Source organism: Bacillus sp. OV166 (assembly GCF_900177675.1).
Taxonomy (GTDB): domain Bacteria; phylum Bacillota; class Bacilli; order Bacillales; family Cytobacillaceae; genus Neobacillus.
The window spans coordinates 4,242,724-4,255,709 of the sequence record NZ_FXWM01000001.1 but is presented as its reverse complement, the minus strand read 5'-3'; the positions used below and the strand labels follow the sequence as shown (position 1 = coordinate 4,255,709).

Sequence of the window (12,986 nt, the reverse complement as noted above, 5' to 3'; positions counted from 1 at the left end):
CATTTCTAAAATAATAAAGCTGAATAGGTGAGGAATTTGGAAGTCAATCCGTTTTTAAAAAGAGTTCAAGCTTTACGAAAGATAATGGAAGAGAGACAACTGGATGTATGTTTGCTATTTAATCGAGCCAGTATCCGATATTATACAGGACTTCGTATGAATACTGCTTCCTTTAGTATTCTATTAATTTCACAACAAGATATAAAGTACGTTGTGGCACGCTTAGATTTAAAACGGGCTCTGAGGGATTGCTGGATTAAAGAAATTCTCCCTTTTCCAGAAGATACCCCTGATTATCTTACTGTTTTAAATCATTATTTTCATAAACGCAAAATAACACGGGTTGGTGTGGAGCTGCCGGAACTTAACTATGATACCTTCCAGTACCTTCAAGAGAAACTGTCAAATGCCCATTTTGAAAATATCGCATCTGAAGTCGGACGGTTGCGGATGATTAAAAGTGAGGAAGAAATTCAAATTATTCGTAAGTCTGCTCAAATTGCCGACAAAGCAATGCAAGAAGCGCTGAAAGCAGCTAGAGCAGGGATGAAGGAACACGAAGTAACAGCTGTCGCCATGTATACGATGTTAAAAGAAGGAGCTGAAAATTCATCATTCGAGATTTTTCTCGCTTCCGGTGAGAACAGCTGGCTACCACAACGATATGCTTCAGATAAAGCATTGAATCCTAATGAATTAATCTTGTTAGATATGGGCGCAATTTATCAAGGTTATTGCTCCGATATTACCCGGACTTTTTCAGTAAAAGAAACTACACTTGAACAGAAACGGCTGTTCCAAGATGTATTAAGAATCCAGCAGGAGACCATTCAGTCCTTGCGTCCAGGAGTGCAGGCTGGAGAGATTGATTACATAGCAAGACAGAAGATCCAAGAATTAGGATATGGCGATTACTTCCCGCACTTAACGGGACATGGATTAGGCTTAGATATTCATGAAGGCCCGATTATCGATAAGGGAAGAACTGATATTCTTGAAAAGAACATGGTGGTAACGATTGAACCTGGGGTATATCTGCCTGGAGTAGGGGCTGTTCGAATCGAAGATATGGTTCTAATAACTGAAGGTGGTTACGAAGTATTGACCCAAACGAAGCGTGATCTAATCAATTGAGCTAGCGAAAAGCAGCTCGATAACCAAGGAGGAATCGGGATGAGTGTGTACGACATCCTAAAAAAATGGGAAATAAGTGATTATAAAACGTTAACAAGACAGGATATTGATGACATTACATTAGGTGCTTCCATCCTTGCGACTGGTGGGGGCGGTGACCCGGAAATCGGACTGTTATGGGCTTATAACGTACTAAATAAAGGGAAAGAAATCGTATTAATTAAACCTGAAGATGTACCAGATGATGCGATGATCGCGATGGGGGGATGTTTAGGAGCCCCAGTGGTTCTGACGGAAAAAACTCCAAACGGAAGCGAATTGAATATTGCTTTTCAAAAATTAAGTAAATACTTGAATCGTGATTTCGTTGGCGTAATTCCACCAGAGGCTGGCGGAGTTAATACAACTGTTCCGATGGCAGTTGCTGGTGAAATGGGCTTACCTGTTATTGATGGTGATGGGATGGGCAGAGCTTTTCCTGAATTACAAATGACAAGTTTTCATATTGGAGGTGTTTCAGCCAGTCCGGTTGCATCCATTAATGAGAAAGGGTTTGCTACGATAATTGATACTACAGATGCATACATGGCTGAGAACATTGTTCGTCAAACAGCAATGTCATATGGAGGAATCAGCTGGATTGCAGGATACCCAATGAATGGGGAACAACTGAGAGCAACATGTATTCCAAACACAGTAAGCCTAACACTTGAGTTGGGGAAAAAAGTAAGGGAAGCTCGCAACGTGCACCATGATCCGATTAAAGTCGTTGAAGAAATTACCGGTGGATGGAGCGCTTTTAAGGGGAAAATTGTTGATATCAATCGCGACTTCGGTGCAGAAAGCACCAAAGGATTTTCCATGGGACAAATTATCATGGAAGGATTCGGAGAGCACAAAGGAAGCACGGCTGTGATTGATTTTCAAAATGAATGGTTGAAATTAACCATTGATAACCAATTAATCTGTTTGCCTCCTGATCTTATTACGATATTAGACTCAGAAACAGCGGAACCGATTCGGACCGATATTGTTAAATATGGGTACCGTGGAACGATTGTTGTTGTTCCTGCGCATGAGAGAATGAAAACGGAAAAAGCGATTGAAGTTTGTGGTCCACGTGCATTTGGTTATGATTTGGATTTTGTCGCACTCAAAAGGTAGTTTGCTAGGATGCTAACACACATACAATTAGGGAGGTGATGATTCAAGACTACTTTCTCGCATACTTAATCGTCAGTTGAGTCATTGGAAACCTATACTTAAAAGCTTGGATGTAAGAATATATGAATATAGGAGGAAATGCTATGCGAATTTCAGTTGATGTTGGTGGTACTTTTACCGATGTTGTGACACTCGATCCAGCTTCAGGCGATCTACGCCTTGAAAAGGTAGAGACCGTCCCACACAACCCTGCGAGCGGTGTTCTGGAAGGATTCCGTAAGGCAGAAGTTAGTTTCGAGGAAATAGATTACTTTGTACATGGGACAACTCTTGGCCTGAATGCTCTTCTAACTCGTACAGGAGCTCAGGTAGCAATCGTTACAACCAAGGGGTTTAGAGATGTTTATGAGTTAGGGCGTACTGACCGTGATTCCATGTACGATTTTAAATATCGTAAACCGGAATCATTAGTCCCAAGGCACCGGCGCCTTGAAGTGAGTGAGCGTCTTGATTATCAAGGAAATGTTCTTACTCCATTTGATCGCGAAGAAGCGGTTAAATTGGCTCAACAACTTCGTGAAGAGGGAGTTCCATCCGTAGTAGTCTGCTTCTTACACAGCTATATCAACCCGAATCACGAACTTGAAATGGAGAAGGTGCTTCTTGAAGAATACCCAGATGTTTCAGTGACTTTATCCCATCGATTAACACGAGAATATCGCGAATATGAACGTACTAGTACAGCTGTTATTGATGCGTATATCAAGCCAATCATGCGTACTTATTTGGATCGACTCGACAGTGAATTACAGGAAGAAGGCTATCAAGGCCAATTCTTACTTACCCGCTCAGGCGGCGGTGCCATGACAGCGAAAGCAGCTAAGGAAGAACCCGTTCATTCAGTTATGTCCGGGCCAGCAGGTGGTGCAATTGGTGCAGCATATTTATCTGAACTGACAGGATATCCGAATTTGATCACCCTAGATATGGGTGGAACAAGTCTTGACACCACTATGGTCGTAGATGGACAGATTGCTATAGAAAACGAGGCATTAGTTGAGAGTTTACCGATATCCACACCAATGATTGATATTCGTACGATTGGTTCTGGCGGCGGGAGTATCTCATGGATCGATGACGGAGGAGCCCTTCAGGTTGGACCAAAAAGTGCGGGTGCAGACCCAGGCCCTGCATGTTATGGAAAAGGCGGAGTAAATGCAACGTTTACCGATGCTGCCCTAACGTTAGGTTATTTAGATGATCAGAACTTTCTTGGGGGAGCGATGACCATTGATCCTAATCTTTCCCGTAATGCAATTAAGAAGCTTTCCGATCGGTTAAACCTTTCTATCGAGCAGGCAGCTGCTGGTATCGTCCGCATAAGTGAGGCGAAGATTACTGGTGCGATTCGAGAAATATCAGTAGAACGAGGGTATCACCCAAAAGATTTTGCCCTTCTTGGCTTTGGCGGAGGTGGAGGACTCGTTTCCTGTAACGTTGCACGAGAGATTGGTATTCCAACTGTTATTATTCCTCCAGGAGCAGGTAATTTCTCAGCATGGGGAATGATGATGGTCGATGTAGTGTATGATTTTGCTCAAACCTTTGTAACAGGTCTAGTGAACGCAGATGTTAATGAAATTACCATGTTGTATGGCAATTTGGAAGATAACGGACGTGAATCTCTTGGCCGCGATGGATTTACCTCTAAGGATTGCAAGTTTATTCGTTGGGCAGAGATGCGTTATGCAGGCCAAGAGCATACCGTTAAGATTGAGATCCCGGGGGACGACATTACACCAGCTCACATATCGGAAATTGCCGCAAACTTCGGTGATGCCCATGAGACGCAATATGGTCACCAAACAACAGATCCAGTAGAAATCGTTACCCTTCGTGTGAGAGCTATTGGCGTGCTTGCGAAACCGAGAATTGCCAAGCTCGAAGCAGGGAAAGGTGATGGATTGGCAGCACGTAAAGTAAGCCGCTCTGTCTACCAATCACCCCTTAATGGTAACATTGAGTATGAAGTTTATGATCGATTTAAGCTGCTTGCCGGAGATGAGATAGCCGGTCCAGCAATCATAGAGGAGCCTAGCCACACCACCATTTTACACGAAGGTGATGTTCTAACGGTTGGAGAGTATGGAGAACTTACCATCGCTATTTATAATGATAGAGGAGGTATAGCATGACTAGGAGCATAGAATTAAAAAATAGTGCGCAAACAAATGTAGATGATCATGCAGAACAGATTAAAGTTCAAGTTATTCACAACTACCTGCTGTCAGCAGCACGGGAGATGATGAGGAATTTAAAGCGTACCGCTTATGACACGATCATCTATGAAATTCAGGATTTTGGACTTGGAATTTACGACCGCGAATGTAGATTACTAGCTGAATCACCTGGGTTGGCTATTTTTACTCGTGGTAATGACTATGCGCTGAGAAAAATGGTAGAGTTTCTCGGCGAAGAGAACATTCATGAAGGGGATGTCATTCTCTTTAACTATCCATACTGGAGCTCTAACCACACATTGGATGTACTAGTTAGCTCACCAATCTTCTATCAAGATGAGCTGATTGGGTATGCTGCCTGTAAAGCACACTGGCTTGATTTGAATCAACAAGATCCTGGGTACTGCTTAGATACTACCAGTATTCATAGAGAGGGGCTCATTCTTCCAGGTCTAAAAATTTACAAGCGTGGCGTTCGTGATCTAGAGGTGGAGAATCTTATCAAATTCAACTCTCGTATTCCAGATCGAGTAATTGGAAATATGAACGCTCAGATTTCTTGCTGCCACACCGGTGAAAAGCGGGTACAAGAGCTGGTACAAAAGTTCGGCCTAGAATCTTTTAAAGTGGCAAGTCAAGAGATTTTAAACCACGGTGAACGGATTGCTCGTGCTCGCCTTGCTGCTCTGCCGAAGGGAACATGGTCTGCCGAGGATTGGGTTGATGATGATGGGGTCGAAAAAGACAAAATGGTTAAAATTAAAGTGACGGTTACCGTAACTGATAGCGAATTTATCGTTGATTTCACCGGTACGGATCCTGCGGTTGCAGGTCCTATTAACCTGCCAATTGGGATAACGGAAGGGGTTGCAGCACTGGCTTTCAAAGGGCTCACAACTCCGGATTCTCCAGCAAATGATGGCAACTTCCGTCCATTACGCGTCATTGCTCCGGAAGGTTCATTGGTAAATGCGCAGTATCCTGCGGCAACTTTTACAATTTGGCCATCTATTCACATTCCGGAGATTATTTGTAAGGCATTAGCAAATGCGATGCCAGACATAGTACCTGCATGTTCAGGTGGAGAGGTCGTATCGGTTATGGGTGTCGGTACACATCCAGTAACCGGTAAAGTTTGGCTTGAAGCGACAAATGAAGCGGTTGGCTTTGGTGCTCATGCTGGAGGCGACGGCGAAAACGGAATTATGCACTTATCAGAGCCAGGCTGCAGAAATAACCCGATTGAGGTATTAGAGACCAAGGCTCCACTATTAATTGAAGGCTATTATCTTCGTCAGGATTCCTGTGGAGCTGGAGAGCACCGTGGCGGGGTAGGAGCTACTCGTGTATATAGATTTACTGCTCCAGGGAATGCCGTAACGATTCTAAAGAAAACGAAGACAAAACCTTGGGCATTAAATGGTGGCCAGGAAGCCGATTCCAATCATATTATGCTATGGCCTGGAACCGAGCGTGAGGTGCGTACAGGGGCGATTAATCAACCTTTGGAAGCCGATGAAGTTCTAATCAGCAGTGCAGGCGGCGGTGGAGGATGGGGAAATCCATTTAACCGCAGCGTTGAGAAAGTGCTTGAGGATGTACGTAATGGCTATGTTTCACAGGAGAGCGCACAGCGTGACTATGGGGTAGTTATTGATACAGCCTCTTGGACGATTGACACTGCTGCCACTGCTAAACTGAGACAGGCACGATAGGGGGCCCGTAACATCATGAAATTTATCGATTTGCATAGCGATATTCTGGTGGACGTGATTTGGCGTCGTTCACGAGGTGAGAGTCGGGTAATAAGCGAACGCCATTTGCCAGCACTACGAAATGCCGGCATTAATGCACTAGGTCTAACCATCTGGATAGAATTAGACCAAACTCACCGGGCGGCACCTCGTACTAGGGAGGTGATGGCTGCACTTGGAGCAGAATTGAGAGAATCACCGGGAGAACTTGCAATGGTTAGAACCCCTGCTGAGGCTGAAGCAGCGATCAGCTCAGGGAAGCTTGCAATCCTGCTAACGATAGAAGGAATGGCGGCGCTTGATGAAGATCCAGCCCTTTTGTCCGATTTATTCGATTTGGGACTAACATCAGGACTGTTAACGTGGAATGAGACGAATGCTTTTGCGAGCGGTTTTCCCGGCTATAATTATGCCGAGGCACGGGCACTATCCCAATCGGGAAGTGGTTCGTGGCTAACTGGACTTCAGGGCCCTGGGGATGGTGAGGTTCGAGGCCTTACTGCAAAAGGGCGCATTCTTCTGAAGGAGATGGCACAAGCGGGAGTCATGCTGGACTTGTCCCATCTGAATGAAAAATCCTTTTGGGAAGCATTAAGCGCGTATCCAGGTCCGGGAGTATTTGCATCCCATTCTAATGCAAAAGGTGTATGTGCAATCTCGCGTAACTTAACAGATGATCAGATAAAAGCAATTGCTGAGCGTAATGGGATCATTGGCCTCAATGCATTCTCAGCGTTTGTACATCAAGACAACCCTGGGATTGATCGATTTATCGACCACGCCGTGTACATTGCCGGTCTGGTAGGGACACGACACCTTGGCTTCGGGTTTGACTTCATCGACTATCTGGACGCAGAGGCGCTTGATAGTATTGGTGGCACGCTCCCCAAAAATCCTGAACTAAATGGTGCGGTGGATGTACCTAATTTGCTGGAGCAAATGCGCAAGCGGGGTTTCTCTTCAACGGAGATAGAAGGTATAACTTGGGGGAACTTTGCTAGAGTATGGGACTCTGCTATTTGTTATAGCAACACAGTGAAAGTGAATAAGGTGAAATAATCAAAAAGGATAAAGGTAAAAGGGGAAAGGCTTAGCTTTTCCCTTTTACTTTAGAAAAGACTCCAATATAGTAGGGGGGCTAATATATTTGAATAGAACTGAGAGTTTACAACTTCACAAAAAAGCAATCATAATTGACGCGACATGTCCATTAGGATCATTGGAAAACTACTATAAATTGTGGATCGACGGAGGGGTTACAGTAATGGCTCCCACTGTGGCAGTCGATCAAAATTGTCGAGAAACAGTTAGTCTCATTGCCACATGGTTAAAGAAAATCGAAGCAAGTGATGACTTGTTACTTGTAACATGCGTAGAAGATATTTATAGGGCTCAACGAGAAAATAAATTAGGAATCATTTTTCACTTCCAAAACTCTCTGCCTATTGAAAACGATTTGGACCTTTTGTCTGTTTATCACCGGTTAGGCGTAAGGGTTATCCAAATCTGTTATAACGTAAAGAATTTTATTGGTGACGGTTGCACAGAGCGAACTAATAGTGGATTAAGTGAATTCGGTATAAACGTAATCAGAGAAATGAATCGTGTAGGAATATTGGTAGACTTAACCAACACAGGTTATCAAACAACCATGGACGCTATTAAGATATCTGAGAAACCTGTCATATTTAGTCATTCAAACGTGTTTAACTTGTGTCCATCACCTAGAAATCTTAAGGATGATCAAATAAAAGCAGTAGCCGAAAAAGATGGTGTCATCGGGGTTGTTGGTTATCCAGCTTTCGTATCAACAAAAAATAAAGCAACGGTTGAGGATTTGATCGACCATATCGAATACATTAGAAATCTTGTTGGGATCAGACATATAGGGATTGGGATGGATTATTGGGAAGGAATGGATGGGATTGCTGCTCTTGATGAATCGAAAAAGTTATATACAGATTTAATTCATACAGGAAAATGGAAGGCAGATTGTTACCCTCCGCCGCCATGGAGATATCCAAAAGGGATAGAAAACCCATCAAAGTTCTCTAAATTAACAGAGGCATTAATAAATAGAGGGTACTCAGAGGAGGAAGTCCTTTTGATATTAGGTGAAAACTTCCTTCGTGTTTATAAAGAAGTGTGGAAACCATGAGCATATGTTTTTCTTAAAAAGAGATTCGTAAAATTTCAGTAAAAAAACAACAATATGTATTAAAGGGGGATAAGACATGATAAATTTTTCACAATATATTCATACCATTGATTCTCATACGATGGGGCAGCCAACTCGAATCATTACCGGGGGCGCACCTAGAATACTAGGTTCAACGATGATGGAAAAAAAGCTGTATTTGCAAAGTAAATTAGACTGGATGAGAAAATTATTAATGTCGGAGCCACGTGGTCATAAAGACATGTTTGGCGCTATCATTACAGATCCTTGTTCGGAAAATTGCGATATTGGCGTTATTTTCATGGATGGTAATGGATACTTAAATATGTGTGGTCATGGAACTATTGGAACAATCACAACAGCCTTAAATATTGGAATGATTGAACACAAAAAGAATATAAAGATAGATACACCGGCAGGAATTGTTGAATGTAGCGTTGAGTTCTTGAACAAAAAGGTGGATAGAGTAACGTTTACAAATGTACCGGCATTTGTTTTTGAAGAGAAAGTGAATGTATTTGTTGAAGGTGTTGGTAATGTGTTGCTTGACGTGGCCTTTGGTGGCAGCATATTTGGCATCGTTAAGGCTGAACAGTTTGGTTTAAAGCTAGTAAGTGAAGAACAGCAGCAATTAATTACTCTTGGGAATAAAATTAAAAAGGCCGCAAATGAACAGTTGAAATTTCAGCATCCATTGATTCCAGAAATCAACTCGATTGATTTAATTGAGTTTAGTTTGATATCGGATAATGAACATGTTGATTATAGGAATACTGTTATATTTGGAAATGGGCAAATTGATCGATCCCCTTGTGGCACAGGTACCTGTGCAAAAATGGCGTTACTATATTCGCAAGGAAAGTTAAAAATACATGAACATTTCGTACATGAGAGTATTATTGATTCTAAGTTTGCAGGAAGAGTTATTGCGGTTAGCCAAGTAGGCGATTATCAAGCCATTATTCCACAGATTACTGGATCTGCATGGATTACTGGCATGCATCAATTCATTATTGAAAGTGAAGACCCATATTATGAAGGATTTTTATTAGGGTAAGGAAAATCAAGCTAATTAATAAAGTGAAACCAAACGGAGGAAAGAATATTGAAAGGAATTATCATGGAGCTGAAACCTACGATTGATTCCGTTTTTGATTATTTACATCAAAACCCGGAGATAAGTTGGCAGGAGTACAAGACAACTGCCTACATTCAAAACTTTTTAGAGGAACGGGGTTTCACGGTCCAAACGTTTGATGATTGTCCAGGTCTCGTTGTGGAGGTGGGAACCGGGGATTTTTGCGTTGCCCTTCGTACTGATATGGATGCACTCTGGCAAGAAGTAGATGGTCAATTTCAAGCAAACCATTCTTGTGGGCATGATGCACATATGACGATGGTGATGGGAACCATGCTCCTTCTGCAAAAACTAAATACCTCCTATAAAGGAAAACTGAAATTCATTTTTCAACCGGCGGAAGAAAAGGGAACCGGGGCATTAAAGTTGATAGAAAACAAGATTGTAAATGATGTGGATTTTTTGTATGGTGTCCATCTGAGACCAATTGAGGAACTAGCGGACGGGTATGCAGTGCCTGCCCTTTATCATGGTGCAGCAGCATTTTTGGATGGGAAAATTATTGGTGTGGATGCACATGGCGCACGTCCTCATCTTGGCCAGAATGCTATCGAAGTGGGTTCATCTTTCATTCAAGCCATAAAAGGCATCCATTTGGATCCGATGATTCCATATACCGCTAAAATGACAAAGTTCCACGCTGGTAGTGATTCTGGGAACATTATTCCCGGAAATGCGAACTTTAACATCGACCTGCGGGCACAAACAAACGAAGTCATGAAAGAACTTATAGAAAAGATCAATGAAATCGCGGAATCAGTCGCAAATCTGCACGGTGTTACGATAACACTAGAGACAAAAGCGAACGTAGCAGCTGCACAAGTTAATGAACAGGCTAAACATTTTATGAAGAAAGCCATTATTGATTCTTTAGGTGAAAAGCGGTTAAAAGATCCGATTATTACTCCGGGTGGAGAGGATTTTCATTTTTACACATTGAAAAATCCCCACATAAAAGCGACCATGCTAGGATTAGGGTGCGATTTACAGCCCGGGCTTCACCATCCTAAAATGACATTTAATCATAGTTCCCTTTACTCTGGAATTGAAATCCTTGCAAGAACCATAATAAATACACTTGAGGCTTTTGAAAAAGGGGAGTTATCATGAGTTTTGAAATTAAAACACGAATGCTAAATACTGTTCATGATCTAACGCTGGTTCAAAAACTGGAAGAAGAAGTATGGAAGATGCAACCGCTTCCCCTCCATCAAACGATCACTGCTTCTCAAAATGGCGGCCTTTTATTAGGTGCTTTTATTAATGAAGATTTAGTAGGATTCAGTTATAGTTTTGCGGGTTTTAATAACGGGAAAAGTTATTTGTGTTCACATATGCTTGGGGTCCATCCGAGTCACCAAATGAAAGGCATAGGTGCTATCTTAAAAGAAAAACAGAAAGAATTAGCTCGAGAAATGGGTTACGAACTGATCATGTGGACGTATGATCCACTTGAAACACGAAATGCTTATCTTAATCTATCAAAATTACATGCAATAAGCTCAACATATGTTGATAATTGCTATGGTGATATGGAAGACAATTTAAATAAAGGTATTCCATCGGATCGTCTTAAAGTGGAATGGTGGACCAATAGTCCTTATATTTCAAAACCCTATCCTATTAACCAAGAACAGGCTGAGTTGATCTTTAAATGGGAAACAATTGAAGGGAAACTCCCAAAATTAAAGAATATTGAGGAAGACTTACCAAGCATTTCGTCTAGTGATAATCCAATCTTATTGCCAGTGCCAGCCAATTTTCAGTATGTAAAAAACACAAATAAGGAGCTTGCAATGGATTGGCGATTTAAAACGCGAAAGATCTTCCATACCTTATTTTATAAGGGATACGCAGTTGTTTCCCTTATAAAAAATAATAATCAATCAGTTCATTTTTATGTATTTGTCCCAAAACGATCCTTACAAAATTTACTTCATGATAAAGGAGTGACAACAGAATGAGATTACGAGAGGTAAAATTACGACATGTAAGAATGAAGATGAAATTTCCGTTTTCAACTAGTTTCGGAACGTTTGAAGATAAAGAATTTATTTTACTAGAAGCAAAGGATGAAAATGGTGAGAGCGGCTGGGGGGAATCAGTAGCATTTCATTCTCCTTGGTATAATGAAGAGACAGTAAAAACTAACTGGCATATGTTAGAGGATTTTATGATCCCAAAACTTTTGAATACAGATATAGAGCACCCTGATGAGGTTTCTGAAATTCTCTCAGGAATTCGAAAAAACAATATGGCAAAATCAACAATTGAAGGGGCCGTGTGGGATTTATTCGCTAAGCAAAAAGGGATTCCACTCGCTGTGGCACTGGGTGGTGAAAAAAAGGAAATTGATGTCGGCATTAGTATTGGGATTCAAGATACTGTTCTCGATTTAGTTCAATTAATTGAGGAACATGTAAATGAAGGATACAAGAGGATAAAAGTAAAAATTAAACCAGGTTGGGATGTCGAGGTTTTAAGGGAGGTTCGGAAACATTTTCCGAATGTGCCATTAATGGCTGATGCCAATTCAGCTTACCATTTAAATGATATCGACCGATTAAAAGCACTTGATGAGTTTAATCTCACGATGATCGAACAGCCGTTATCCTCTGATGATATTGTTGACCACGCTCAACTACAAAAAGAGCTGAGCACACCCGTCTGCCTCGATGAAAGCATCCATTCCTATGAAGATGCCCGAAAAGCAATTGAACTCGGAAGCTGTAAAATTATTAATATCAAAATCGGACGGGTCGGGGGTTTAACAGAGTCAAAGCGAATACACGATTTATGCCAAAAACATGATATCCCAGTTTGGTGTGGGGGAATGCTGGAATCGGGTGTAGGAAGGGCACATAATATTGCGTTAACAACCTTGTCCAATTTCATACTACCTGGAGACACAGCTGCTTCTTCTCGTTATTGGGAGAAAGACATTATTGACCCTGTAGTAGTGGTTGAAAATGGAATAATCACCGTTCCAGAGAAACCAGGAATTGGTTATGAACCTAATCGAGAAATTATACAACAACTTTCCGTCAGTGAAAAATCTTATTTCTAAAGAACCTTGGTTATTGCTGCCTTTCAAGTAAAGTCATAGCATTTTGATTAATTTATCAGCAACACAAGATTTCAAGTTGAGTTTAATAATGTAAATGGTGAGACACAGATTATAGAAAGTGATTATATTGCTGGATATGTGTAAGGCAGCTATTCCGCTTAAAATGCAAACTAGATGGATTTGATATAAGTTCGGATGAACTACAACAGCGATACCGAGAAAAAGCAGAGGGCTATATGAACCGTATTAATCAGTTAATAGACCAGAGTAGAGGAAGTGTTTCTGGATGAGATTCTGATTGAGATACTGA

10 protein-coding genes are annotated in these 12,986 nt (G+C 41.6%); all 10 read left to right on the top strand.

The genetic code is table 11. The features are described from left to right. Positions 1 to 36 precede the first annotated feature (36 nt). The 10 genes from CCK98_RS20840 (at position 37) to menC (ending at position 12,676) form a co-directional block, all read left to right on the top strand. Positions 37 to 1,134 carry a Xaa-Pro peptidase family protein gene (locus CCK98_RS20840; protein WP_088088334.1) on the top strand — a complete coding sequence of 366 codons (1,098 nt, stop codon included), beginning with the start codon at positions 37 to 39 and terminating at the stop codon, positions 1,132 to 1,134. Positions 1,135 to 1,173: 39 nt separating this feature from the next. Then, entirely contained in the window at positions 1,174 to 2,298 is a 1,125-nt protein-coding gene (locus CCK98_RS20835) for a DUF917 domain-containing protein (protein ID WP_088088333.1), read from the top strand. Between the two features lie 143 nt (positions 2,299 to 2,441). Continuing rightward, positions 2,442 to 4,493 carry a hydantoinase/oxoprolinase family protein gene (locus CCK98_RS20830; RefSeq protein ID WP_088088332.1) on the top strand — a complete coding sequence of 684 codons (2,052 nt, stop codon included), beginning with the start codon at positions 2,442 to 2,444 and terminating at the stop codon, positions 4,491 to 4,493. Then, a complete protein-coding gene (locus CCK98_RS20825) occupies positions 4,490 to 6,253 on the top strand; it encodes a hydantoinase B/oxoprolinase family protein (RefSeq protein WP_088088331.1) in 1,764 nt (587 codons plus the stop codon). Before CCK98_RS20830 ends, CCK98_RS20825 begins: the two co-directional genes overlap by 4 nt. Positions 6,254 to 6,268: 15 nt before the next feature. Next, positions 6,269 to 7,351 (top strand): dipeptidase, encoded by a 1,083-nt coding sequence (locus tag CCK98_RS20820; RefSeq protein ID WP_088088330.1) that lies wholly within the window; start codon positions 6,269 to 6,271, stop codon positions 7,349 to 7,351. Between the two features lie 88 nt (positions 7,352 to 7,439). Next, on the top strand, positions 7,440 to 8,450 hold the full coding sequence (locus CCK98_RS20815) for a dipeptidase (RefSeq protein WP_088088329.1): 1,011 nt from the start codon (positions 7,440 to 7,442) through the stop codon (positions 8,448 to 8,450). A 76-nt stretch (positions 8,451 to 8,526) separates the two neighbouring features. After that, a complete protein-coding gene (locus tag CCK98_RS20810; RefSeq protein WP_088088328.1) occupies positions 8,527 to 9,528 on the top strand; it encodes a proline racemase family protein in 1,002 nt (333 codons plus the stop codon). A 48-nt stretch (positions 9,529 to 9,576) separates the two neighbouring features. Next, positions 9,577 to 10,719 (top strand): M20 peptidase aminoacylase family protein, encoded by a 1,143-nt coding sequence (locus tag CCK98_RS20805; RefSeq protein ID WP_088088327.1) that lies wholly within the window; start codon positions 9,577 to 9,579, stop codon positions 10,717 to 10,719. Beyond that, the gene (locus CCK98_RS20800; RefSeq protein WP_088088326.1) at positions 10,716 to 11,573 is read left to right on the top strand and encodes a GNAT family N-acetyltransferase; all 858 of its coding nucleotides are present in this window, start codon (positions 10,716 to 10,718) and stop codon (positions 11,571 to 11,573) included. The genes CCK98_RS20805 and CCK98_RS20800 overlap by 4 nt, the downstream gene beginning before the upstream one ends. After that, on the top strand, positions 11,570 to 12,676 hold the full coding sequence (gene menC / locus CCK98_RS20795) for an o-succinylbenzoate synthase (protein ID WP_088088325.1): 1,107 nt from the start codon (positions 11,570 to 11,572) through the stop codon (positions 12,674 to 12,676). Before CCK98_RS20800 ends, menC begins: the two co-directional genes overlap by 4 nt. The last annotated feature ends 310 nt before the right edge of the window (positions 12,677 to 12,986 follow it).